Source organism: Achromobacter sp. Root170, from assembly GCF_001428165.1.
GTDB lineage: Bacteria > Pseudomonadota > Gammaproteobacteria > Burkholderiales > Burkholderiaceae_B > Achromobacter > Achromobacter mucicolens.
The window spans coordinates 93075-117759 of the sequence record NZ_LMHN01000002.1; the positions used below are offsets into that span (position 1 = coordinate 93075).

Below are 24685 nucleotides of genomic sequence, written 5' to 3' on the forward strand. Positions count from 1 at the left end.
GAGACACTAATAAAGCCCTTTTCAACATTTCATTGGACAGCCGCCTCGCCGTGCGCCAGAGTCTCGGCAGATTCCCGGCGCGCGCACCGCGTCGCAGCCGGGGCGGCTCACCGTGCCGGCGTCCGCATCGGGCCCGGACTTGATAAGAAGAGCTTATGGAGACTTACGACTACATCATCGTGGGCGCGGGTTCGGCGGGCTGCGTGCTGGCCAACCGCCTGAGCCGCGACCCTGCCGTGCAGGTCCTGCTGCTGGAGGCCGGCGGGCGCGACAACTATCACTGGATTCACATCCCGGTCGGATACCTGCACTGCATCGGCAACCCGCGCACCGACTGGATGTACCGCACGGCCGAGGAACCCGGTTTGGGCGGGCGTTCGCTCATCTATCCCCGCGGCCGCGTGCTGGGCGGCTGCTCGTCGATCAACGGCATGATCTACATGCGCGGCCAGAGACAGGACTATGAGGACTGGGCCACGCTGTCCGGCGACGCAGCCTGGAGTTGGGATCAGGTGCTGCCGGTCTTCAAGCGGAGCGAGGACTACCACCGGGGCGCCGACGAATTTCATGGCGCGGGCGGCGAGTGGCGCGTCGAGCAGCAGCGGCTGCGCTGGGACATTCTGGAAGCCTTTGCCACCGCAGCCGAACAGGAAGGCATTCCGCGGGTGCAGGACTTCAACCGCGGCGACAACTTCGGCAGCGGCTATTTCGAGGTCAATCAGCGTAGCGGCTGGCGCTGGAACACGTCCAAGGCATTCCTGCGCCCCGTGCAGAAACGCCCGAATCTGCACGTGATGACGGGTGCGCTGGCCGAGCAGCTTGAATTCGACGCGAAGCGTTGCGTGGGCGCGCGCGTCAACCGCGCCGGGCGCGCGATGTCGCTGCGGGCGCGGCGGGAGGTCGTGCTGGCCGCGGGCGCCGTGAACTCGCCGCATCTGCTGGAAGTCTCGGGCATCGGCGAGCCCGCGCGCCTGCGCGAAAGCGGCATCACGCTGCGTCATGCCTTGCCGGGCGTGGGCGAGAACCTGCAGGACCATCTGCAACTGCGGGTCATCATCAAGGTGAACGGCGTCAAGACATTGAACCGGATCGCCTCCACGTGGCTGGGCCGCGCGGGCATCGGGCTGGAATACCTGATGAGCCGCAGCGGGCCGATGAGCATGGCGCCCTCGCAGTTGGGGGCGTTTGCAAAATCCGATCCCGGCCAGGACCGCGCCAACGTCGAGTTTCACGTGCAGCCGCTGTCGCTGGGCGCCTTCGGCGAACCCCTGCATGGCTTCGACGCCTTCACCGCCAGCGTCTGCAATCTTCGCCCCACGTCGCGCGGCAGCGTGCATGCGCAAGGCCCGGCGGGGCAGAAGGGCAGCGAGGCCCCTGTCATCCGCCCCAACTACCTCAGCACCGAAGAAGACCTGCAAGTCGCCGCCGATTCGATCCGCCTCGTGCGCCGCATCGCCGCCGCCCCCGCCCTGCAGCGTTACCAGCCGGAGGAATGGTTGCCGGGTCCGGCCTTCCAGACCGAGGACGAACTGCGCCAGGCCGCTGGCAAAATTGGCACCACGATCTTCCATCCGGTGGGCACCTGCGCGATGGGCCGCAACGCCGACCAAGGCGCGGTGGTCGACGCGCGGCTGCGCGTGCATGGTCTGCAAGGGCTGCGCATCGCGGATGCATCCATCATGCCGCGCATCACGTCGGGCAACACCAATTCGCCGACGATCATGATCGCGGAACGCGCGGCGGACATGATTCGGGAAGAAGCGGGCGCATAGCAGCGCGCCATTGACAACAAGCCGCCCGGTACGGGGCGGCTTGCCGATGCAAGTGGGGCCGCGCCGGCTTCAGCGCAGCGACCGGTAGGTGTCCTGCCGCTGCGGATGCGTCAGGATCACCTGCCAAAGCTGGCCCTCGCGCGACCGGAAAAAGCCCGCGCAACACATCAGGTAGTACTTCCACATCCGGTAGAACCGGGTGCCGTAGCGCGACTCCAGCGTCGGCCAGGCGCGCTCGAAGCGTTCCCACCAGGCCATCAGCGTGCGGTCATAGTCGGCGCCAAAGTTGTGCCAGTCCTCGATGATGAAGCGGCCCTCGACGGCGGTGGCGATCTCGCGCGCCGACGGCAGCTTGCCGTTGGGGAACACGTAACGGTCGATCCACGGATCGGTGCTCTGGCTGGTCGCGGCGATGCCGATCGTGTGCAGCAGGAAAATGCCTTCCGGGGCCATCAGCCGCTGCACGTTGGTGAAGTAGGTGTCGTAGTTCTTGGGGCCGACGTGCTCGAACATGCCGACCGAGACGACCTTGTCGAAGCGGCCCTGCAAGTCGCGGTAGTCCTGCAGCAGCAGCTCGACCGGCAGGCCCTTTACCCGTTCCTGCGCCAGCGCAAGTTGCTCCTTGGACACCGTCACGCCCGTGACCTTGACGCCATAGCGCTCGGCCGCGAACTTGGCCAGCCCGCCCCAGCCGCAGCCGATGTCCAGCAAGGTCTCGCCTTCCTTCAGTTGCAGCTTGCGGCAGATCATGTCCAGCTTGGCGACCTGCGCCTCCTCCAGCGTCTGCGCGTGTTCCCAATAGGCGCAGGAGTAGATCATCCGGCTGTCGAGCATGGCCTCGAACACGTCGTTGCCCGCATCGTAGTGCTGCTCGCCGACCTCGAATGCGCGGTGCTTGGATTGCAGGTTGAACAGCTTGTGGCGCAGGTGCTCGGCGATCAGCTTGATGCGGGCCACGCCCAGCGCCGCGGATCCCATGTCGGCGCGCAGCAGGCGGGTGAAGAGTTCGTCCAGTTGCTCGCAGTCCCATTCGCCGTCCATGTACGACTCGCCCAGCCCCAACGACCAGCTGGCGAACACCCGCTCGTACATGTGCTTGTCGTGCACCTGCATGTCCCAGGGGCGCGACCCATTGATCTGCACGTCGGCGCGGGCCATCAGGTCCTGCAGGATCTTCGGGGGGGCGGGGGGAGGGGAGACGACGACGCCGGTTTGAACGGCGGGCTGTTCGGTCAGCGGGGGGACGGGACTGCTTTGCTGCATACGGACTCCATATCAATTTTGGGAAGACTGATCTGGCAATGCCTGAAGCTTTTTACTGTGCGCCTTGAAAGGTGTGCAACTCCAATTTAATGAATGCATCGTGCCGATAGCCATCGGCAATGTCGGACGGGCGCCGGGCGGCAGCGGTGGTTCGGAGATGCAGGGATCGTAGCCACGAAGTCCGCGATAGTCCAGAGCCGGCCGCACCGGCCTTTCATAACCGATAAGATAGCGGCCAAAGCGGCGCCGCCGTGCCGGCCGCGCGCAACCCGTGGAGCGTACCGAAGTGCAAGCCAGCCTGGAACCCCGTTTGGAATTCGTCACCTGCGCCAGCCCGGCGGGTTTGCACCGCATGGCCTATTGGGAGTGGGGCGATCCCGCCAATGACCGGGTGCTGCTCTGCGTGCACGGCCTGACCCGCAGCGGGCGTGACTTCGATGTGCTGGCGCGCCGGCTGGCCGGCCACTATCGGGTGGTCTGCCCCGACGTCGTGGGGCGCGGCCGCTCGGATTGGCTGGTCAATCCGGCGTTCTACACGGTGCCGCAGTACGTGTCCGACATGGTGACGCTGATCGCGCGCCTGCGCCCGGCCAGCCTGTCGTGGGTCGGCACGTCCATGGGCGGGTTGATCGGCATGGCGCTGTCGGGCGCCGCCGCTTTCGCCAAGGCCATGGCCGCGATGCGCCCGCATGCCGGGATGTTGCCGCCTGCCCAGGGACTGCGTCTGGACAGAATGGTGCTCAACGACGTGGGGCCGCGTCTGGAGAACGGCGCCCTGTCGCGCATCGGCCAGTACGTGGGCGCGCCCGGCGAATTCGCCACATTCGAAGAGGCCGTGGCGACGATGCGCGCCAATTCGGAAACCTTCGGTCCGCACACCGACGCGCAGTGGGCGGAGCTGGCCAAATACCTGTATCCGGAACAGGGCGGCAAGTGGGTCAAGCACTACGACCTGGCGATTGCCCAGGCTTTGGGGGCCCAGACGCCCGAGGAACTGGCGGCGGGCGAACAGATCCTGTGGCGATCGTATGACGCGATCGATTGCCCGGTCCTGATCGTGCGCGGCGAACTGTCCGACCTGCTGACCCGCGCCACGGTAGACGAAATGCGCAAGCGCAATCCGCGTGCGCGGGCGCTTGAAGTGCCCGGCGTGGGCCATGCCCCCACGCTTATCGTGGACGACCAGGTCGATCCGGTGGCGGACTTCCTCTTGGCCTGAACGGGCGGGCGGCTTTGTGGGGACAGGGCGGCGCTAGGCGCGCCGCCGGGCCTTCTCTACAATAGCCCCATGAAATCGCCCACGCTGAACATCGACCTGCATTGCCATTCCACCGTCTCGGACGGCGCGCTCGCGCCCCGCGACGTGGCGCAGCGCGCGTTCGCCAATGGCGTTGATGTCTGGGCGCTGACCGACCACGACGAAGTGGGCGGCATCGCCGAAGCCTCGGCGGCGGCCCAAGAACTGGGTATGCGGTTTGCCACCGGCGTCGAGATCTCGGTCACCTGGGCCGGCCTTACGGTGCACATCGTCGGCCTGCGGTTTGATCCCAACAACCGGGATTTGATCGAAGGCCTGCGCAAGACCCGCTCGGGACGCGCCGCCCGTGCCAAGCGCATCGGCGACCGTCTGGCGGACATGGGCATGCCCGGCGCGTATGAAGGCGCGCTGCCGTTTGCCGGCAATCCCGAACTGATCAGCCGCACGCACTTTGCGCGTTATCTGGTGCAGGCCGGCTATTGTCCGGATGTGCAGACCGTGTTCAACAAGCACCTGGGCGACGACTGCCCCGGTCACGTGCCCATGCAGTGGGCCACGCTGGCCGACGCGGTGGGCTGGATCCGCGGCGCGGGCGGTCAGGCCGTCATTGCGCATCCGGGCCGCTACAAGTACACCCCGCTTCAGTTCGCCGCGCTGTTCGACGAATTCCTGCAACTGGGCGGCGTGGGCATCGAGGTCAACACGGGCAGCCATACCGTGGAAGAAGCGCGCCAGTACGCCGAGGTGGCGCGCCGCTACGGCTTTCTGGCCTCGCGCGGCTCGGACTTTCACAGTCCCAAGGAAAGCCGGATGGACCTGGGCCAACTGCCGCCGCTGCCTCCCGACCTGAAGCCGGTCTGGCACGACTGGTTCTGACGCGGGCGGCCCGCGCCGCCCATTTTCACAAGCTTCGACAGTGATCGCGCCATCGCGATGCAACCGCCATGAACAAAGCCTTTGTTAAAGAGTCCGACCACGAGGACGACGACGACCTGCCGCAGGCCCAGGCGCTGCCAGCCGGCACCAAGAACTACATGACGCCCGAGGGCTACGAACGCCTGCGCGGCGAGCTCACGCAGCTCATGAACGTGGAACGACCGGCCGTCGTGCAGGTCGTGTCGTGGGCCGCGTCCAACGGCGACCGTTCGGAAAACGGCGACTACCTCTACGGCAAGAAGCGTCTGCGCGAGATCGACCGGCGCATGCGCTTTCTGACCAAGCGGCTGGACATCGCCGAAGTCGTCGACCCCAAGGCCCAACCCAATCGCGATCAGGCTTTCTTCGGCGCAACGGTCGTCTACGTGGATAAGGCGGGCGAAGAACACACCGTCACGATCGTGGGCGTGGATGAAGCCGAACCCCTGGCTGGCAAGATCAGCTGGATTTCGCCGGTGGCCCGCGCTTTGATCAAGGCGCGGGAAGGCGACACGGTCGTGCTGCGCACACCGGCCGGCATCGATGAGCTGGATATCCTGGAAGTCAGCTACCCGGAATAGGGCGGGTGTCTGCCACCAAAAAAATAACGGGCGCCGGTTTGTGGCCGGCGCCCGTCTGGTGGGCGGGATTCTAGCGTCCCTGCCTCGGTTGGCGGCTTGCGCCGCCGGTTCCCCTGGGGCTTGCTGCGAAACTTTCGCGGGTTACTTCTTGCGCTCAGCGATCGATTTTTCGGCCTTGTTGACCAGGTCCTCGCCGATCTGCTTCTTCCACTTTTCGTAGACCGGCTTGGTGGCCTTCACGAAGGCGTCGTGGTCGGCTTGCGACAGGGTGGTCACGGTGACGCCGTGACCGGCGATTTCCTTGAGCAGCGACGGGTCTTCAGGCGTCACACCCTTGCGCGCGATGACAATCTGCTGCTTGCCGGCGTCCAGCGCGGCCTGGCGCACGATGTCGCGGTCCTTTTCCGACCAGGAATTCCAGACTTCGCGGTTGACCACGAAGATCAGCGGATCGGCCACGTAGTTCCAGAGCGTCAGGTACTTCTGGCCCACGGTGTAGAGCTTGGAGCCGGTGTAGATCGACAGCGGGTTCTCCTGCCCGTCGACCGCGCCGCTGGCCAGCGCAGGCTGCGCATCGGCCCAGCTCATCTGCGTGGGGTTGGCGCCCAGCGCGGTGAAGGTGTCGATGTAGAGCGGCGACCCCACCACGCGCAGCTTCATGCCCTTCATGTCCTCGGGGCGCTTGATCTCGCGCTTGGAGTTGCTGACCTGGCGGTAGCCGTTCTCGCCCCAGGCAAGCGGCACCACGCCCGCCTTTTCGATGAGCTTGAACATGTCCTTGCCCACGTCGCCTTGCACCAGCGCGTCGATGGCGGCGTAGTCGGGCATCAGGAAGGGCAGCGAGAACAGGTTCAGCTGCTTGACCTGCGGCGACCAGTTGATGGTCGACCCGACGGCCATGTCGATCACGCCCTGGCGGATGGCGGTGAACTCGCGGGTCTGGTCGCCCTGGACCAGCGAGGTGCCGGGGTAGACCTTGATGTTGATGCGGCCTTCGGTGCGCTCGCGCACCAGGTTCGACCAGATCTCGGCGCCCTGGCCCCACGGGAAGGTGGTGCCCACGACGATGGAGAGCTTGTACTCGGGCTTGTAGTTCTGCGCATGCGCGGGCGCCATGCCCACCACGGCCGCCGCGCACAGCGCCACGCCGATCAGGTTGCGGAATTTCATGTTGCGTCTCCTCTCTATGCGAGTCTTTCTGTTGTTGTCATCCATGGCCGGGCACCCAGTCGGGCCGGCCCCGTCCAGCCTCTCTCAATAACCCAGCTTGCGCGGCAGCCACAGCGCCAGTTCGGGAAACACCAGCACCGCGACCAGCACCAGGAACATCGCGCCCAGCAGCCACACCACCCAGCGCACGGTCGACTCCATCGGCACGCGCGCGATGCGGCACGACACCATCAGATTCACGGCCAGCGGCGGGGTGAACTGGCCCAGCGCCACCTTCAAGGTCAGGATCACGCCGAACCACACCGGATCCCAGCCGTAGGCATTGGCGATTGGCATGAGCAGCGGCACGAAGATCAGGAAGATCGAGATGCCGTCCAGGAACATGCCCACGGTCATCAGCAGCAGGATCAGCAGCGCCAGCACGCCCCATTCGCCCAAGCCCGAATTGACGATGGCGTGGGTGATCGGGTCGATCACGCTGAGCGTGGACAGCGCCCACGCAAAGATCCCGGCCAGCGTCACCACCAGCATGATCACGGCGGACAGCTCGGCGGCTTCGCGCAGGATCGTGTACAGGTCCCGGAACTTGATGGTGCGATGGATGAAGCCGCCCACGAAAAGGCCATAGAACACGGCAACGACCGCCGCCTCGGTGGGCGTGAACCACCCCAACCGCATGCCGCCCAGGATCAGCACCGGCGCGGCCAGGCCCCAGGACGCCTCGCGCAGGCTCTTCCAGAAGGGCGGGCGGGGCAAGTGCGCTTCCAGCGCGCCCATCTTGTATTTACGCGACAGCCACACGGCCGGAATGATCAGCGCGAAACCGGCCAGGATGCCCGGGATCATGCCGGCGGCAAACAGCGCGGGCACCGAGGCGCCCGGCACCAGCACGGAGTAGATGATGAAGGCCACGGAGGGCGGGATCAGGATGTCGGTGGCCGCGCCGGCGGCCACCACGGATGCCGAGAACGACCCCGGATAGCCTGCGCGCGACATCGCGGTAATCATCACCGCGCCCACGGCCGCCGCGCAGGCCGGCCCCGAACCCGAAATGCCGCCCAGGAACATCGCCACCGCGATCGACACCAGCGGCAGCATGCCGGGACCGCGTCCGACGATGGCGATCGCAAAGTCCACCAGCCGCTTGGCCACGCCCGACCGGTCAAAGATCGACCCCACCAGCACGAACATCGGAATCGCCAGTAGCGGGTACTTGGCCAGGCCGGCGTAGAAATTCTGCGGAACGGTCAGAAGGCCGTACCACGGCGTGTCCAGGTTGGTCAGCACGATCGCGACCGTGCCGCCGATGCCCAGCGCCACGCCGACCGGCACGCCGATCACCATCAGGACGATGAAGACGGTAAAGAGGATGACGGCGATCATCGCTGGGCATCCTGGACCGGGGCGCGCGCCAGACGGCGCAGGGTGCCCAGCGTGCGCAGCGAAATGGCCGCGGCCATGACCGGCAGCCAGATCGAATACCACCACGTCGGCACGCCGATGGCCGGGGACGTTTCCTCGTAGATGAGTTCGTCGTACACCAGCTTCACCGACAGCACGGTCAGCAAGACGAAGAACGCCAGCACGCAGCTGTTCGCAATCAGCGCCATGATGCGCTGGCGGCGCGGCGAACCCGAGTCCGCCAGGATCTCGATCCGGATGTGATGGTTGCGCACGAAGGCCACACTGCCGCCCGCCATCGTCAGCACGATCAGCAGGAACACGGAAATTTCTTCCGTCCACGCAAACGACTGATCGGTGAAATAGCGCACCAGCACATTCAGGAAAGTGATGATGGCCAGGGTCGCCAGCAGGATCACGGCCAGCCCGTCCTCGACGGCCAGCGGCACCTTGACGGCGGGATCTGCTTCTACGGGGATGATCGGTTCTACAGGCTCGGCGGGGGCGTCGGGGCGGGACATGTGAGGCAACGGCCAGCGGGCGTGGGGCGCCGCTTTTCTTGTTGGATAGGGTCGCTGCATCCTACCGTCGCACCGCGGGCGAGGGTGTTCGTGTTTTCCCGCAATGCGGGGCGGCTGCAACATGCTGCATTGCGCAAAGCGTCGGCAGGCGGGCAGGGCCCGCGAGGGGAAAACCGCCATTGCCCCCAGCGGTGGCGGACCGATATTGCTGTGCACCATCCACGCCAGACACCACGCGGAATTCTTTTGTAACAATGGCCGGATGAGTGCGGCAGAACCTCCATTGAACTTCGGCTCCGGGAAAACCCCTTAAACGGGTAAAATCCCTCCTTTGCACCCCTCTTTATACGGCGCCCGCATCGTGTCCCTAGTTCAGCATCTGCCTGGTTCCTCCGTCCTGTCCTCCTTTCGACGTGATCGCCTTCTGGCGCAATTGAAGGAAGCCGGCCTGCCGGTGGCCGACATATCCGCCCGCTACGAGCACTTCGTCAGCACCGACGCCGCCTTGACGGCCGAACAGCAGCAGCAGCTTACCCAGCTGCTGGACTACGGCACGCCCAGCACCGCCGACGCGCCCGCCAAGAGCGTGTCCCTGCTGGTGATCCCGCGCCTGGGCACGATTTCCCCCTGGGCCAGCAAGGCCACCGACATCGCCCACAACTGCGGCCTGTCGTCGGTGCATCGCATCGAACGCGGCGTGCGCTACGTCATCACGCCCGAACGCGGCCTGCTCGGCGCCAAGTCGCTGGACGAAGCCATGCTCGCGCGCGCGGCCGACTGCCTGCACGACCGCATGACCGAAACCGTGGTGGACGCCAGCTTCGACGGCCAGGCGTTGTTCCAGCCGCTGGCGGGCAAGCCCATGCGCACGGTCGACGTCCAGACGCGCGGCGCCGATGCCCTGGTCGAAGCCAACACCACGCTGGGCCTGGCCCTGTCCGACGACGAGATCGAATACCTGGCCAAGTCCTTCACCGACCTGGGCCGCGATCCCACCGACGTCGAACTGATGATGTTCGCGCAGGCCAACAGCGAACACTGCCGCCACAAGATCTTCAACGCCGAATGGGTCATCGACGGCCAGTCGCAGCCCAACACGCTGTTCGGCATGATCCGCGCCACGCACAAGGCGCAGCCGCAAGGCACCGTCGTCGCTTACTCGGACAACGCCGCCATCATGGAAGGCGGCCCCGCGCAGCGCTTCCAGGCTGGCGTGCCGGGGCTGGCGGGCGAGGGCGCCGCCAGCGCCAAGTACATCCGCCGCGACACCACCGTGCACACGCTGATGAAGGTGGAAACGCACAACCACCCGACCGCGATCGCGCCGTTCCCCGGCGCCTCCACCGGCAACGGCGGTGAAATCCGCGACGAAGGCGCCACCGGCCGCGGCTCCAAGCCCAAGGCGGGCCTCACGGGCTTCACCGTGTCGCACCTGCGCTTTGACGACGCGCTGCAACCCTGGGAAGCCGACCACCATGGTCTGCCCGATCGCATCGCCTCGCCGCTGTCTATCATGATCGACGGCCCCATCGGGGGCGCGGCGTTCAACAACGAATTCGGCCGTCCCAACCTGCTGGGTTACTTCCGTTCGTTCGAGCAGACCGCCGGCGGCACGCGCTGGGGCTACCACAAGCCCATCATGATCGCGGGCGGCCTGGGCAGCATCGACGCCGGCCTCACCCACAAGGAAGTCATTCCTCCTGGCGCGCTGCTGATTCAATTGGGCGGCCCCGGTTTCCGCATCGGCATGGGCGGCGGAGCCGCCTCCAGCATCAGCATGGGCAGCAACTCGGCTGAGCTGGACTTCGACTCCGTCCAGCGCGGCAACCCCGAAATCGAACGCCGCGCGCAAGAGGTTATCGACCGCTGCTGGCAGCAGGCCGAGAACAACCCCATCATCGCGATCCACGACGTGGGCGCGGGCGGCCTGTCCAACGCATTCCCGGAGCTGGTCAACGACGCCGGCCGCGGCGCGATCTTCGATCTGAAGCGCGTGCCCCTCGAAGAATCGGGCCTGTCGCCCGCCGAAATCTGGAGCAACGAATCGCAGGAACGCTACGTCCTGTCGATCCTGCCGCAGGACCTGGAACGCTTTGACGCCATCGCCCGCCGCGAACGCTGCCCGTACGCGGTGGTGGGCGTGGCCACCGAAGAGCGCCAGCTGCGCGTGGTGGATGGCGAGGGCCTTCCCGGCCTGGACACGATCCGTCCGCAAGGCGACGCCGAAGTGCGCCCCGTGGACGTGCCCATCGACGTCATCCTGGGCAAGCCGCCGCGCATGACGCGCGACGTCACCCGCCTGCCCGGCGTGTCCGAGCCGCTGGACCTGGCCGGCATCGACCTGACCGAAGCCGCCTACCGCGTGCTGCGCCACCCCACGGTGGCCAACAAGTCGTTCCTCATCACCATTGGCGACCGCACCGTCGGCGGCCTCTCCAGCCGCGACCAGATGGTCGGTCCGTGGCAGGTGCCGGTGGCCGACTGCGCCGTCACGCTGGCCGACTACGAAGGTTTCCGCGGTGAAGCCATGTCGATGGGCGAGCGCACCCCCATCGCCATGCTGGACGCCCCGGCCTCGGGCCGCATGGCCGTTGCCGAAGCCCTGACCAACCTGGCCGCCGCCGACGTGGCGCGCCTTGAAGACATCAAGCTGTCGGCCAACTGGATGGCCGCCTGCGGCGTGGCCGGGCAAGACGCCGCGCTGTACGACACCGTGTCCGCCGTCAGCGAACTGTGCCAGGCCACCGGCCTGTCCATTCCGGTCGGCAAGGACTCCCTGTCCATGAAGACCTCCTGGGATCAGGACGGCGAGCAACGCCAGGTCGTCGCGCCGGTGTCCTTGATCATTACCGCGTTTGCGCCGGTCGCCGATGTGCGCGCCAGCCTGACGCCGCAGCTGCGCACCGACGCGGGCGACAGCGTCCTGATCCTGATCGACCTGGGCCGCGGCCGCCATCGCATGGGCGGCTCGATCCTGGCGCAGACGTATAACCAGGTCGGCCAGACCGTGCCGGACATCGATTCGCCGCAAGACCTGCGCGCGTTCTTTGTCACCATCCGCACGCTGGCCGAAGCCGGCACCATCCTGTCCTACCACGACCGCTCCGATGGCGGCCTGTTCGCCACGCTGGTCGAAATGGCCTTCGCCGGCCGCACCGGCATCTCGGTGAACCTGGACATGCTGACCTTCGATCCGCAATCGGCGGATTGGGGCGATTACAAGATCCGTCCGGAACAGGTCGCCGTGCAGCGCGACGAACTGACCCTGAAGGCCCTGTTCTCGGAAGAAGCGGGCGCCGTCATCCAGGTGCCGGCCTCGCAACGCGACGCCGTGATGCAGGTGCTGCGCGGCGCGGGCCTGTCGGCGCACTCGCATGTCATCGGCGGCCTGAATGCCGCCGACGAGGTCGAGTTCTACCGCGACGGCCGCAAGGTCTGGGGCCAGCCGCGCGCCGACCTCGGCCGCGCCTGGTCCGAAGTCTCGCACCGCATCATGGCGCGCCGCGACAACCCCGCGTGCGCCCAGGCGGAACTGGACGTCTGGAACGACACCAAGGACCCGGGCATGAGCCCGAACGTGGCCTTCGACCCGCAAGAGAACGTGGCCGCGCCGTTCATCAACACCGGCAAGCGTCCGCGCGTGGCCATCCTGCGCGAGCAAGGCTGCAACAGTCAGGTCGAAATGGCCTGGGCCTTCGACACCTCGGGCTTCGAGGCCATCGACGTCCACATGACCGACCTCCTGTCCGGCCGCCTGGACCTGGCGGAAATGCAGGGCCTGGTCGCGGTGGGCGGCTTCAGCTACGGCGACGTGCTGGGCGCCGGCGAAGGCTGGGCGCGCACCATCCGCTTCAACAGCAAGCTGTCGGACCAGTTCGCCGCGTACTTTGCGCGTCCCGACACCTTTGCGCTGGGCGTGTGCAACGGCTGCCAGATGATGGCTGCGCTGGCGCCGATGATCCCGGGCGCCGAGCACTGGCCGCGCTTCACGCGCAACCAGTCCGAAAAGTACGAAGCCCGCCTGTCGATGGTGGAAGTGGCCAAGTCGCCGTCCATCTTCTTTGCCGGCATGGAAGGGGCCCGCGTCCCGGTCGCCGTGGCCCACGGCGAAGGCTTTGCCGACTTCTCCCAGCAGGGCGACGCCGGTCGCGTGCTGGCCGCCGCGCGCTTTATCGACAACTACGGCCAAGCCACGGAAGCCTATCCGTTCAACCCGAACGGCAGCCCCGGCGGCCTGACCTCGGTGACCACTGCCGACGGCCGTTTCACGGTCATGATGCCGCACCCGGAACGCGTGACCCGCAACGTCATGATGTCGTGGGCGCCCGAAAAGTGGGGCACCGCCGATTCGGGCGGCGCGTTCAGCCCGTGGATGCGCATCTTCCGCAACGCGCGCGCCTGGCTGAAGTAAGCGTCCGGGGGTGAACCCCCGAACCGTAGCCTCATAAACCGCCGCGGCACGTCCGCGGCGGTTTTGCGTTGCGCGCTTGCGTGAGGCCCGGGTCCGGGCGCCGCCCGCATGTAACCCAATGAGATATTTAACTTTTCATTGCATTGCGCCGTTAAGGGGAGAGCGTTACGCAACCCCCGGAGTGGCTTTCAATGTTCAAGAATTTAAGTATCCGCGCAATCCTGACGACCGCCCTGGCCGTCTTCTTTGCCCTTTTCCTGGTGACCGGCATCGCGGTCTACCAGCAACTGACGTCCAACCGCACCTCGATCGAGGTGATGCTGGACACCAACCTGGTCCGCGCCAATTCGCTGGACGACGCGGCATCGGACCTGCTGCGCGCCCGCGTGGTGCTGCTGGCCGCGCATAGCGCGCTGCTGGAAGGCAAAAGCCTGGACACCGCCGCCAGCAACATGCAGCGCATGGACAGCTACGTCGCCAAGGCCACCAGCCAGATCGAGACCGCACGCAAGCTGCCCGAAACCTCGCCGCAGGGCAAACCCCTGTTCGAAGCTGCGCTGGCCGCCTACGACGTCTATGTGCGCGAAGCCATCTTTCCCCTGATCGCCGCGATCCGCGCCGGCGACGCCAAGGAGGCCGGCCGCATCAACCAGGAGAAGGTTAGCCCGCTGGGCACCAAGTTCACCCAGGCCAACCAGCAGTACGTGGACTTTGCCGACGAAATCGGCCAGCGCGTGGCCCACGATTCAGCCGCGCGCATCAATACCGCCATCGTGTTTCTGATCTGTCTGCTGGTCGTCGTGGCGGCGCTGGTCGTGGGGCTGTATGTGGTCTTCGGCCGGGCGGTCTTCCGTCCGCTGCATGAAGCCGGACGCCTGTTCGACCGCATCGCCAGTGGCGACCTGACCAACCGCATCGAGCAGCGCGGCAACAACGAAATCGGCGTGCTGTACGCCGCCGTCAAGCGCATGCAGGACAGCCTGGCGCGCACCGTGTCGGCCGTGCGCCTGGGGGTTGAAGAGATCCACACCGGCTCGCGCGAGATTGCCGCAGGCAACATCGACCTGTCCTCGCGCACCGAGCAGCAGGCCGCTTCGCTGGAGGAGACGGCCGCCAGCATGGACGAGCTGTCCTCCACCGTGAAGAACAACGCCGACAGCTCACGCAGCGCGGCGCAATTGGCGATGGCCGCGTCCGAAGTGGCCACGCGCGGCGGCCAGGCCGTGGGCGACGTGGTGGGCACGATGCGCGGCATCGCCGACAGCTCGCACCGCATCTCCGATATCGTCGGCGTGATCGACGGCATTGCCTTCCAGACCAACATCCTGGCGCTGAACGCCGCGGTGGAAGCCGCCCGCGCGGGTGAGCAGGGCAAGGGCTTTGCCGTGGTCGCAAGCGAAGTGCGCGCGCTGGCGCAGCGCAGCGCGGCGGCCGCCAAGGAGATCAAGGGCCTGATCGACGATTCCGTGCAGAAGGTGTCGGTGGGCTCCGACCAAGTGGAGGCCGCCGGCGCCACCATGCAGGAGATCGTCACGTCGGTGCGCCGCGTGGCGGACATCATCAACGAGATCTCCAGCGCTTCCGAGGAACAGTCGCAGGGCATCGAGCAGGTGAACCAGGCCGTGTCGCAGATGGACAGCGTGACGCAGCAGAACGCCGCGCTGGTCGAAGAGGCGGCGGCTTCGGCGGCATCGCTGGAAACACAGGCCCAGCGCCTGCGCGAAGCGGTGGCGGTGTTCAAGCTGCAATCCGGCCGGGTGATCGAGGCCGATGCGCCGGCGCTGGACAGCCGCGGCGGCGAGCCGGCGCTCATCGGCGCCTGATCCCGCCCTGCAACGTTAAGCGCCAACAAAAAGCCGGCTCTGAAGGCCGGCTTGCAAGCTTCCTGCAAAGACCCCGCCGCGCAACGCGCCGGGGTCTTTTGTTTGGCGCTTACTGGTCGAGCTGGATCTTGGCGTCGTTGGCGACGTTCTTCCACTTCTTCACGTCGCTGGCGATCACTTGCTGGAAGGCGTCCGACGAACCGGCCACCACGGTGCCGCCCAGGCTGGCCATCTTGGCCTTCACTTCGGGCGTGTTCAGCGCCTTGACCGAGGCGTCGTGCAGCTTCGTCTTCACGGCTTCCGGCAGGTTCTTCGGGGCCAGCAGGCCGTTCCACGCATTCGCTTCGTAACGCGCCAGGCCGGCTTCCTTGAAGGTCGGCGTGTCGGGCAGTTCCGGCGAGCGCGCGTCGGCGGCGATGGCGATCGGGCGGATCTGGCCGCTCTTGATGTAGGGCAGCGAGGCCGGCACGGGTTCCCAGATCATCGACACCTGGCCGCTGATCACGTCGGTGAAGGCGGGACCCGCGCCGCGGTAGGCGATGTGCATCAGATGCGCGCCCGTCATCGACTTCATTAGCTCCATCGCCAGGTTGCCCAGGCCGCCCGCGCCGGACGAAGCGTAGGTGTACTTGTCCGGATTGGCCTTGGATTGCGCGATCAGCGCGTTCAGGTCGGCCGCCGGGAAGTCCTTGGTGACGCTCAGCACGCCGGGCACGGTGACCAGTTGCGTGATGGCCGTGAAGTCCTGCGACGCATCGTAGGTCAGGTTCTTGTAGACGGCCGGGTTGGTGCCGTGGGTGCTGGAGGAAGCCAGGAGGATCGTGTAGCCGTCAGGCGCGGCGTCGGCGACGTAGCGCGTGCCGATCGAGCCGCCCGCGCCGGCCTTGTTCTCGACCACCACCGTCACGCCGAGCTCGGTGCCCAGTTGCGCGGCGAAGACGCGGCCGATGATGTCGGCGGTGCCGCCCGGGGCGAACGGCACGATCATGCGGATGGGCTTGCTCGGGTAATCGGACTGCTGGGCCGACGCGCCGGCTGCCAGCGTGGCGCCGGTCAGGAGCGCCAGGGCAATGGTGGTTTTCTTCAGGGTCATCGGTGTCTCCACGAGAAGGTTAGTCGAGGCTGCGGTCGAGCCAATCGACGATCAATCCGGCAATGTGGTCGCTGTTGCGATCCAGCATGCAGAAGTGCGAGTTGCCGGCAATGCCGGCAGCGGGCAGGTCCAGCACGTCGGCGCGTTGGCCGGCCGCGCGCAGGGCGTTCCAGTAGGCGTCCGTCTGGGCGCGGTAGCGCTGCCAGGTGTCGTCCGCGTTGAAGTGATCGCCCCAGATCAATAGCTGCGGGGGCAATTGGCAGCTGGCCTGGGCCGGGGTGCCGGTAGGCTCGACCGCCACGACGGCGCGCACGGTCGCCGCGTATTCCTGGGCCAGTTGCGTGGCAAAGCCGCCGCCCTGGCTGTGGCCGATCACGATGCACGGGCCCGCCAGGTCCAGCAGCGCGCGGTACGCGTCCAGCGCCATGTCGCCGTGTGTCAGCCAGCGCGGCACGAACTGCTTGGAAAAGGTGTCGAACGCGTCGACGGGAAATTGCTGTTCGGGATACGCCTGCCGCGGCTCGCCCGCGCGCGCATAGCCCGAGGCCGGGCCAATGCGAAACAGCCGCCATGCTTCTTCCTTCGAGCGGAAGATCGGGGCCGAGTCGTAGATCTCGGGAAACATCGCCCAGGAAGCGCGGCCACGTTCCGGCGCGTCGGACACGAAGACGTCGTAGCCGGCCTGCAGCAGCCGCCACAGCCAGCCATCGCGCCCGTCCGGCGTGCTTTCCCACTGCGCGCCCGTCATGCCGCCGCCGTGCCACAGCAGCACGGGGTAGGGGCGGGTCGGCTGGGCCAGCCGGTACTCCTGCACATACAGTTGACCGACGCTGTAGCCGCCATTCATGTCGATCAGCCGGGGCGACGCGTTGCCGACCACTTTTTGCTGCTGCATCGGCAGTCCGCCGGCCACCACTTCGGCGCCGCCAACGTAATGGCTGCGGATGGACTTGAGCAGGACGGGGGAGTCGGGCATAGGGTTTTCCAGGAGTGGTCGAAGGGATGTTAGTTGCAAGGTGTTTCTGTCTTGTGCAAAATGCGCAAGCGTTGTGCCGGATCGGCACAGCTGCTGAGCCGCTGTAAAACACACGCCCAGCCCCGGGCAGACATGGGGCGGGCAGGGGATGGAGGAGAGGACACATGGACATCAAATGGCTCGAGGACTTCGTCGCGTTGTCGAAGTCACGCAACCTGTTTCAGGCCGCCGAGTCGCGCAACGTGACGCACCCGGCCTTTGGGCGCCGCATCAAGGCGCTGGAGGAATGGGCGGGCGTGCCGCTCATCGAGCGCGGCCACCAGGTGTCCACGCTGAACGCCGCCGGCCGCAGCGTGCTGGCCGCAGCCATCGACGTGCTGGACATCCTGCAAGAGACGCGCGAGGCCCTGCAAAAGCCGGAGCAGGAACGCGCCCGCAAGATCACGATTGCGTCCGGCAAGACGCTGGCGCATTCCGTCCTGCCCGGGCTGATGGCGGGCGTGCAGCGCAGCCTGCCGGCCTTTCAACTGAAGGTGATCACGACAACGCTGAATTACGGCGTGGACATGCTGGAGGACGGCGAGGTCGATTTCCTGCTATGCCATGCCCACGAACCGCTGTACGCCAAGATCGACAATCCCAATTACCGCTGCCGCCGCGTGGGCGCGGACAAGCTGGTGGCGGTCAGCGCGCCGGTCGCGCCGAGCGGCCGCCATCCCCGCCATGCCGTGCCCAAGCTGGCCTCGGACCCGCCCGTGCCGTTTCTGGCCTACGCCGACAGCATGTCGCTGGGTCGCATCCTGCACGACAAGCTGCGCGGCCTGTGCGAGGTGCCGCTCTTGCAGACCACGTACGAGTCAGACCTGGCCGACGCGCTGCACGCGATGGCGCGCCAGGGCTTCGGCCTGGCCTGGCTGCCGCACACGCTGGTCGAACCCGACCTGCGTAACGGCAGCCTCGTGCGGGCCGACGGCGCCCGCAATGACATCCACATGGAAATCCGCCTGTACCAGTCGGTCGGCAACGCCAAACCCCTGGCCCGCGAGGTCTGGAGCCGGATCGAGGCCTACGCAGCCAAGTAGCGCCCCATGAAAATCAGCCGGCGATCGCGCGCAGGCATAAAATAGCGGTTTGCCCCTTTTCCGCACACAGGAAGCCAGCGCCATGAACGCACGCATCCCCGAAGACGCATTGCCGCCCACCCTTGATCCCAAAGCCCTTCAGGACTTTGTGGACGACAAGTGGGACAACGAGATCATCCCCGCGCTGACCGATTACATCGCCATTCCCGCCAAGAGCCCGGCCTTCGATGCCGACTGGGAAAAGAACGCGTTCATCGAGCGTGTGGTGCGCGACGCGGCGCAGTGGGTCGAAGCGCAGAAGGTTTCCGGCCTGAAGCTGGAAGTGGTGCGCCTGCCGGGCCGCACGCCCGTCATCTTCTTTGACGCGCCCGCCACCCGCAGCGACAACGGCGACACCGTGCTGCTGTACGGCCACCTGGACAAGCAACCCGAATTCTCGGGCTGGCGCGCCGGCCTCGGCCCGTGGACGCCCAAATACGAAGACGGCAAGCTCTACGGCCGCGGCGGCGCCGACGACGGCTACGCGGTGTACGCGTCGCTCACCGCCATCATGGCGCTGGACAAGCAAGGCATTCCGCGTCCGCGCTGCGTGGGCATCGTCGAAACCTGTGAAGAATCGGGCAGCTATGACCTCTTGCCGTACGTGGACGCGCTGCGCGACCGCCTGGGCAACGTGGCGCTGGTGGTGTGCCTGGACTCGGGCGCGGGCAACTACGATCAGCTCTGGATGACCACGTCGCTGCGCGGCATGGTGTCCGGCACGCTGGAAGTCCAGGTCCTCGACGAAGGCGTCCATTCGGGCGACTCCAGCGGCGTCGTGCCGTCCTCGTTCCGCATCCTGCGTCATCTGCTGGACCGCCTGGAAGACAGCGGCACCGGCCGCCTGCTGCCGCAAAGCCTGCACTGCGAAATCCCCGCCGAACGCATCGAACAGGTTTCCGCCACCGCCCGCATCCTGGGCGACGAGGTGTGGCGCCGTTTCCCCTGGAGCTGCGGCGCTGACGTCGGCTTCGTGCTGCCCATGACCACCGAACCCGAGCAGGCGCTGCTGAACCGCACCTGGCGTCCGACGCTGTCGGTCACGGGCGCGGAAGGCTTGCCGCCGCTGTCCAGCGCCGGCAACGTGCTGCGTCCGCGCACCGCGTTCAAGCTGTCGCTGCGCCTGCCGCCGCTGGTCGACGCCGTGGCCGCCTCCCAGGAAATCAAGGAACTGCTGGAAGCCGATGCGCCCTACAACGCCAAGGTGATCTTCAAGGCCAACGAAGGCGCCGCCACCGGCTGGAACGCGCCCGCCACGGTGCCCTGGCTGACGCAGGCGCTGGACGCGGCGTCGCAGCAGTACTACGGCGCACCTTGCGGCTATATCGGGCAGGGCGGCACCATTCCGCTGATGAGCATCCTGCAAAAGGGGTTCCCGCAGGCGCAATTCATGGTCTGCGGCGTGCTGGGTCCCAAGTCCAACGCGCACGGTCCCAACGAATTCCTGCACGTGCCGTACGGCAAGAAGCTGACCGCCGCCGTGGCCCAGACCATGGCCGCCATGCCGGCCGCCTGATACACACGCGTGCCATGCAGAGCGCGGGGCCCGGGGCCTTGCGCTCTTTCTTTTTTCAGGACTGACTCCATGATTTCCACTTCCGACGCCTACGCCAATGTGGTCGCAGAAACCCGCCATTGGCTGAACCAGGCCGTGATCGGCCTGAACCTCTGTCCCTTCGCCAAGGCGGTGCAGGTCAAGGACCAGATCCGCTTTGCCGTCAGCGACGCCACCGACGCCGAGGGCGTCCTGACCGATCTGCAGGACGAACTGGCGCTGCTGGCCGACACCGATCCCGACAAGATCGACACGACGCTGCTGATCCTTCCCGATGCGCTGGACGACTTCCTGGAGTTCAACGAATTCGAAGACCTGTCGGACCGTCTGCTCAAGCGCATGCGTCTGGTGGGAGAGCTGCAGGTTGCCACTTTCCACCCGCAGTTCCAGTTTGCCGACACGCAGCCGGACGATATCGAGAACTACACCAACCGCTCGCCGTATCCCATCCTGCACCTGCTGCGCGAAGACAGCATCGACCGCGCCGTCGAATCGTTCCCGGACGCCGCCGAGATCTACGAAAAGAACATCGACACGATGAACAAGCTGGGTCTGGAAGGCTGGAAGAAATTGATGACCAAGCCCTGACCGGCGGGCCTTGGCGCCAACGCTTGCGGGATATCCCTAGATAGCCCGTCGGTTGTATTGCATACAACATACGATCATTGTGACCGTCGCCGTTCGGCGGCGGCCTGTACGTCCTTCCCCTTTTCATTGTCTTGCCTCGCGGCCCTTGTCGGCCGCGCGTTGGCCTTTGCCTTTGTCTGGAGAGCCGTATGCGATTCACCCGCCGTCATGCCCTGGGCGCGCTTGCCGCCTTGCCGTTGATCTCGCGCCCGGCCTGGGCCCAGCAGAACGCCTTTCCCACGCGGCCCGTGCGCCTCTTGGTAGGCTTTGCGCCCGGCGGCTTGACCGACATCGCCGCGCGCGCGCTGGCCGATCGCATGGGCAAGACGCTCAAGCAGAACGTCGTCGTCGAGAACCGGCCGGGCGGGCAGGCCATCATTGCCACCGTCGCGGTGGCGCGCGCCGAGCCGGACGGCTACACGCTGGGCTTTGCCGGCACCAACGGCATGATCCTGAACCCCTTGCTGTACAACAACCTGCCGTACCAGCCGTCGGACTTCAAGCAGCTTGGATCCATGGGCAAATCGCCCATGCTGCTGATCGTGCATCCCGACCTTGGCGTGAACACCGTGCAGGAATTCATTGCCCTGGCCAAGAAAAAGCCCAACGACATCACGTGCGCGCACGCGGGCCGCGGTGTCATCAACCACCTCGCGCTGCTGCATTTCCAGTCCAAGACCGGCACGCAGTTCCAGGACGTGCCCTACAAGGGCAGCGGCCCGGCGCTGCTGGATCTGATGGCTGGCACCGTGCAAAGCACGTTCGACTTCCCGACCTCGGCGCTGCCCAACATCAAATCCGGCAAGCTGAAGGTCCTGGCCGTGACCGCGGACAAGCGGCTGTCCAGTCTGCCCGATGTCCCGACCATGAAGGAAGCGGGCGTGGACGACTTCGAGCTCTACACCCGCATGATGATCTCGGGCCCCGCCGCAATGCCTGCCGACGTGGTGAAAACGCTGGAACACGCCGTGCGCGAAGGCACGCGCGACCCCAGCTTGATCCAGCAGTTTGCCGAGCAGGGCGTGGCCGTGGAGTTCACGTCATCCGCCGACCTGGATAAGGTCATCGCCGACGAATCGGCGATGTGGGCGCAGGTCATCAAGGCCAACGGCGTGCCCAAGACCGATCTGAAGGCATGAGACCGCGACTGCCAGGGAGACGACCGTGACGCACCCCCGTATCACCGTAACGCCCGAACGCGCGCTCATCGACGTCGAGCGTGACATCCACATCGAAGGTTTTCCGGCGTATGCCTTCATCACCGTCACCGCCAGCATGAGCATGTGCGGCGCGACGTGGCGCTCGGAAGCCGTGTTCATGGCTGGCCATGACGGACGGCTGGACCTGCGGCGCGATTGCCCGGTGTCCGGCTCGTATGCCGAGCCTTCGGCCATGGGACTTGTCTGGTCCATGGTGTGCCAGGACATGGACCGCGTGGTGTTCCCGCCCGACAACACCCAGGCGCTGACCGTGCGTATCCATGCCGCCAGCGGCACGCTCACGGCCGACGCCACGATGGTCCAGGACTTCCTGGCCGACGGCGTCACGCACCGGTCCGTGCGAGAAACGGTGGACGGCATGTTGGTGTCCGGCGAACTCTACGTGCCCGCCGGCCCCGGTCCGCATCCCGTCGTGGTCTACATGAACGGCTCGTCGGGCGGCGTCAATGCGCCCCGCGCCGCGCTGTTCGCCGCCCGCGGCTACCAATGCCTGGCGCTGGCGATCTTCAACTACGATGGCCGGCCGAAATACCTGAACGACATGCCGCTGGAATACTTCGAGGCGGCGCTGAAGTGGGTCCGTAAATCGCTGCAGCCCCGCGACGGCTTCGTGGCGGTGTCCGGCATCAGCCGCGGCGGCGAGACCTCATTGCTCGTGGCCTCGCATTTCCCCGACCTGGTAAGCGCCGTCGTCGCTTATGTGCCGTCGCCCGTGACACACGGGGTGGTCAGCGCGGGCGCGCCGGGCACGGGACGCAACGCCCAGGTCTGGACCCGGCATGGCGAGCCCTTGCCGCACTTGTGGCAGGACAACGCCACGGCCGACTGGGACGCCGCCTATGCCTCGGATCCGCCGTACCGCCAGACCCTGGCGTTCCTGAGCGCCACGCGCGATGCGGCGGCCGTCGAGCGCGCGCGCATTCCCGTCGAAAACTATCCCGGCCCGGTCATGCTGGTAAGCGCATCGGACGATGGCTTCTGGCCCAGCACCGCGTATTCGGAAATGGTGGTGCGCCAGCGCCAGGCGCATGACCTGCCGACGCGTCATTACGTCTGCGCGGGGGCAGGGCACCACGTCCACTATCCTTGTCTGCCCGCCACGCTGATCAACAAGCCGCACGCGATGTCCGGGCTGCTGCTGGATGCGGGCGGCACGCCGTCCGCCAATGCGGCCGGCAACGAAGGGTCATACCGGGCGGTGCTGGACTTTCTGGCGCAGGCGCGGGCCGGACAAGGGTAGGACGGCTGGGCGTCACTGCCGGCGGATCGCCTCGACCTGGATCTTCAGTTTCACTTCCGGCTTGAAGCCCATGTCCAGCCCGAAGTTCATGCCGAAATCCTTGCGGCTGAATTCCGTGGAGGCATCGGCGCCGCAGACCTCGCGCTTGACCATCGGGTGGTCGATGCACTTGAAGTCGTCGATCTCAAGCTTGACCTGGCGCGTGACGCCGCGCAGCGTCAGGTCGCCCGTCGCTTCTTCGGGCTTGTCGCCGTCGAATTTGGTGAACTTGCCCTTGAACGTGGCGGTGGGGTACTTGGCCGCATCGAAGATGTCGGGCGCGATCGCGTGCTGGTTCATCTCGTCGTGGCCGAAGTCGACCGATTTGATGTCCACGGTGACTTCCAGCGTGCCGGTGCGCGCCTGGCGGTCCAGCACGACCACGCCGCTGGACTGGTTGAATTTGCCGCGCCAGGTCGACAGGCCGCCGAAATGATCAGCCTCGAAGCTGGGATACGTATGCGAGGGATCAAGATCATAGGTGACCGGCGCGGCAGTGGCGCCCACGGTCAGCGATAGCGCACTTGCGCCCAGCAGCAGGGTCGGGATCAACTTCATTGCGGCTCCTTGAATATGGCGTTCACGTCACGGCTGCGGCAGGCCGCAAGCGTGCAGGGAAGGCAAGACAATAACATTCAGTTCTGTGTCAGCCGCGTGGCTTAAATCAAAAACTCGCGGTCCTGCATTGCGCACCGTCCGATGGCATCAATCCACTTTGCCCAGCCACGCCGACAGGTCCTGCAAGGTCTCTCGCAGCGCGTTGAAGCGCTGTTCGCCCAGGTGTTCCTTCCATTCCTGTTCGACGTCGGCCACGCAGGTGCGAATCAGCGCATACATCTCCTGGCCGCGCGCCGTAAGCTGCAGCTCGGTCGAATTGGAGGCCGGGCCAGGCCGTCGCAGCAGATAGCCCCGCCGCTCCAGTTCCGCCAGCACGTAGTTCATCGCCTGGCGCGACATATTGCATTGGCGCGCCAGCTCGATCGGCCGGCGGCCGTGCGGGCCGGGGTACATGAAGACGCCGAGCTCGGTCAACGACACGTCAAAGCCCTGCGCGTTAACGGTGGTCAGCATGCGCGCGACGACATGCTCGCGCGGCAGCCGCAGCAAGGAACCGATCATCGGCAGGCCAGCTTGCGGTTCGGATGCGGCGCTATTTTTTCTGCTGGACATGGCGTAAAAAATTTGTACACTGTGGAGTAAAGGAACTTTACGCGGAGTATGCCATGAACGAAGACGCCGTATTCGATGCAGACGAAGTGATCCGGATAGGCCAACTGGAGATTCGTTATCTTCAGCCGAGCGGGCAAGGCAATCACATGGGGGCGTTCGAATTGCGGGTGCCGCCGGGCTCGAACGTGCCGCCGCCCCACAGTCACGACAATGAAGAGCTGATCTACGTGCTGGAGGGGACGCTGCGCTTTACGGTCGGCGGGCAAACGCGGGACTTGGGGCCGGGCGACTCGATGACCACGCCCACCGGCGTGGCCCACGCGTTCAGCAATCCGCACAGTGTCATGGCCCGGGCGCTGGTCATGAACACGCCTGAAATCAGCGCGGATTATTTCCGCGAGATGGCCGCGCTGATCAATGGCGGCGGTCCGCCGGATAAAGCCCGGATGATGGAAACGATGAAGCGATTCGGCCTGACCCCGATCGCGCCGCCGCCGGCAGTTGCGGCGCCGCCGGCAAGTTGACCGGG

At 66.2% G+C, this 24685-nt stretch carries 20 protein-coding genes; 12 read left to right on the forward strand and 8 right to left on the reverse strand.

Annotated features, from left to right (window positions below):
• Window positions 1-155 precede the first annotated feature (155 nt).
• The gene (locus tag ASD87_RS06770) at window positions 156-1772 is read left to right on the forward strand and encodes a GMC family oxidoreductase (protein WP_056319044.1); all 1617 of its coding nucleotides are present in this window, start codon (window positions 156-158) and stop codon (window positions 1770-1772) included.
• Between the two features lie 69 nt (window positions 1773-1841).
• Here ASD87_RS06770 and cfa read toward each other — a convergent pair whose 3' ends face one another.
• Entirely contained in the window at window positions 1842-3035 is a 1194-nt protein-coding gene (cfa, locus tag ASD87_RS06775) for a cyclopropane fatty acyl phospholipid synthase (RefSeq protein WP_174245446.1), read from the reverse strand.
• 352 nt (window positions 3036-3387) lie between these two features.
• On the opposite strand from cfa, the gene ASD87_RS06780 reads away from it, so the two are divergent.
• The 3 genes from ASD87_RS06780 to greB all read left to right on the forward strand — a co-directional run bounded on the left by ASD87_RS06780 (window position 3388) and on the right by greB (window position 5789).
• Window positions 3388-4254: an alpha/beta fold hydrolase gene (locus ASD87_RS06780; protein ID WP_235512640.1), complete on the forward strand. Its 867-nt coding sequence runs from the start codon at window positions 3388-3390 to the stop codon at window positions 4252-4254.
• A gap of 69 nt (window positions 4255-4323) precedes the next feature.
• The gene (locus ASD87_RS06785; protein ID WP_056319050.1) at window positions 4324-5169 is read left to right on the forward strand and encodes a 3',5'-nucleoside bisphosphate phosphatase; all 846 of its coding nucleotides are present in this window, start codon (window positions 4324-4326) and stop codon (window positions 5167-5169) included.
• A 68-nt stretch (window positions 5170-5237) separates the two neighbouring features.
• Window positions 5238-5789, forward strand: a complete 552-nt coding sequence (greB, locus tag ASD87_RS06790; RefSeq protein WP_056319052.1) for a transcription elongation factor GreB — start codon at window positions 5238-5240, stop codon at window positions 5787-5789.
• A gap of 141 nt (window positions 5790-5930) precedes the next feature.
• Here greB and ASD87_RS06795 read toward each other — a convergent pair whose 3' ends face one another.
• The 3 genes from ASD87_RS06795 to ASD87_RS06805 form a co-directional block, all read right to left on the reverse strand.
• On the reverse strand, window positions 5931-6959 hold the full coding sequence (locus tag ASD87_RS06795; protein ID WP_056319053.1) for a DctP family TRAP transporter solute-binding subunit: 1029 nt from the start codon (window positions 6957-6959) through the stop codon (window positions 5931-5933).
• Between the two features lie 84 nt (window positions 6960-7043).
• Window positions 7044-8342, reverse strand: a complete 1299-nt coding sequence (locus tag ASD87_RS06800) for a TRAP transporter large permease (RefSeq protein ID WP_056319056.1) — start codon at window positions 8340-8342, stop codon at window positions 7044-7046.
• A complete protein-coding gene (locus ASD87_RS06805; RefSeq protein WP_056319059.1) occupies window positions 8339-8881 on the reverse strand; it encodes a TRAP transporter small permease in 543 nt (180 codons plus the stop codon). Before ASD87_RS06805 ends, ASD87_RS06800 begins: the two co-directional genes overlap by 4 nt.
• Window positions 8882-9242: 361 nt before the next feature.
• Between ASD87_RS06805 and purL the strand changes: the two genes are divergently transcribed.
• Both purL and ASD87_RS06815 read left to right on the forward strand, forming a co-directional pair.
• Complete coding sequence (purL, locus tag ASD87_RS06810; protein ID WP_056319234.1) at window positions 9243-13292, forward strand: phosphoribosylformylglycinamidine synthase; 4050 nt, start codon at window positions 9243-9245, stop codon at window positions 13290-13292.
• A gap of 191 nt (window positions 13293-13483) precedes the next feature.
• A complete protein-coding gene (locus tag ASD87_RS06815) occupies window positions 13484-15115 on the forward strand; it encodes a methyl-accepting chemotaxis protein (protein WP_056319062.1) in 1632 nt (543 codons plus the stop codon).
• 109 nt (window positions 15116-15224) lie between these two features.
• On the opposite strand, the gene ASD87_RS06820 is transcribed toward ASD87_RS06815, so the two are convergent.
• Together ASD87_RS06820 and ASD87_RS06825 are read right to left on the reverse strand one after the other, a co-directional pair.
• Window positions 15225-16208, reverse strand: a complete 984-nt coding sequence (locus ASD87_RS06820) for a tripartite tricarboxylate transporter substrate binding protein (protein ID WP_056319064.1) — start codon at window positions 16206-16208, stop codon at window positions 15225-15227.
• Window positions 16209-16227: 19 nt separating this feature from the next.
• Window positions 16228-17184 (reverse strand): alpha/beta fold hydrolase, encoded by a 957-nt coding sequence (locus ASD87_RS06825; RefSeq protein ID WP_056319067.1) that lies wholly within the window; start codon window positions 17182-17184, stop codon window positions 16228-16230.
• Between the two features lie 164 nt (window positions 17185-17348).
• Here ASD87_RS06825 and ASD87_RS06830 point away from each other — a divergent pair, with 164 nt between their 5' ends.
• The 5 genes from ASD87_RS06830 to ASD87_RS06850 all read left to right on the forward strand — a co-directional run bounded on the left by ASD87_RS06830 (window position 17349) and on the right by ASD87_RS06850 (window position 22947).
• Window positions 17349-18266, forward strand: coding sequence for a LysR family transcriptional regulator (locus tag ASD87_RS06830; protein ID WP_056319070.1), 918 nt, complete (start codon window positions 17349-17351; stop codon window positions 18264-18266).
• 82 nt (window positions 18267-18348) lie between these two features.
• The gene (locus ASD87_RS06835) at window positions 18349-19821 is read left to right on the forward strand and encodes a M20 family metallopeptidase (RefSeq protein WP_056319073.1); all 1473 of its coding nucleotides are present in this window, start codon (window positions 18349-18351) and stop codon (window positions 19819-19821) included.
• Window positions 19822-19890: 69 nt separating this feature from the next.
• Window positions 19891-20448, forward strand: a complete 558-nt coding sequence (locus tag ASD87_RS06840; RefSeq protein ID WP_056319076.1) for a DUF1415 domain-containing protein — start codon at window positions 19891-19893, stop codon at window positions 20446-20448.
• Between the two features lie 188 nt (window positions 20449-20636).
• Window positions 20637-21626, forward strand: a complete 990-nt coding sequence (locus ASD87_RS06845; RefSeq protein WP_056319078.1) for a tripartite tricarboxylate transporter substrate binding protein — start codon at window positions 20637-20639, stop codon at window positions 21624-21626.
• A 25-nt stretch (window positions 21627-21651) separates the two neighbouring features.
• A complete protein-coding gene (locus tag ASD87_RS06850; protein WP_056319081.1) occupies window positions 21652-22947 on the forward strand; it encodes an acyl-CoA thioesterase/bile acid-CoA:amino acid N-acyltransferase family protein in 1296 nt (431 codons plus the stop codon).
• A 12-nt stretch (window positions 22948-22959) separates the two neighbouring features.
• On the opposite strand, the gene ASD87_RS06855 is transcribed toward ASD87_RS06850, so the two are convergent.
• Window positions 22960-23544, reverse strand: a complete 585-nt coding sequence (locus ASD87_RS06855) for a YceI family protein (protein ID WP_056319084.1) — start codon at window positions 23542-23544, stop codon at window positions 22960-22962.
• Window positions 23545-23691: 147 nt separating this feature from the next.
• Window positions 23692-24156 (reverse strand): MarR family winged helix-turn-helix transcriptional regulator, encoded by a 465-nt coding sequence (locus ASD87_RS06860; RefSeq protein ID WP_156403395.1) that lies wholly within the window; start codon window positions 24154-24156, stop codon window positions 23692-23694.
• A 53-nt stretch (window positions 24157-24209) separates the two neighbouring features.
• On the opposite strand from ASD87_RS06860, the gene ASD87_RS06865 reads away from it, so the two are divergent.
• Window positions 24210-24680, forward strand: a complete 471-nt coding sequence (locus ASD87_RS06865; RefSeq protein WP_056319088.1) for a cupin domain-containing protein — start codon at window positions 24210-24212, stop codon at window positions 24678-24680.
• The last annotated feature ends 5 nt before the right edge of the window (window positions 24681-24685 follow it).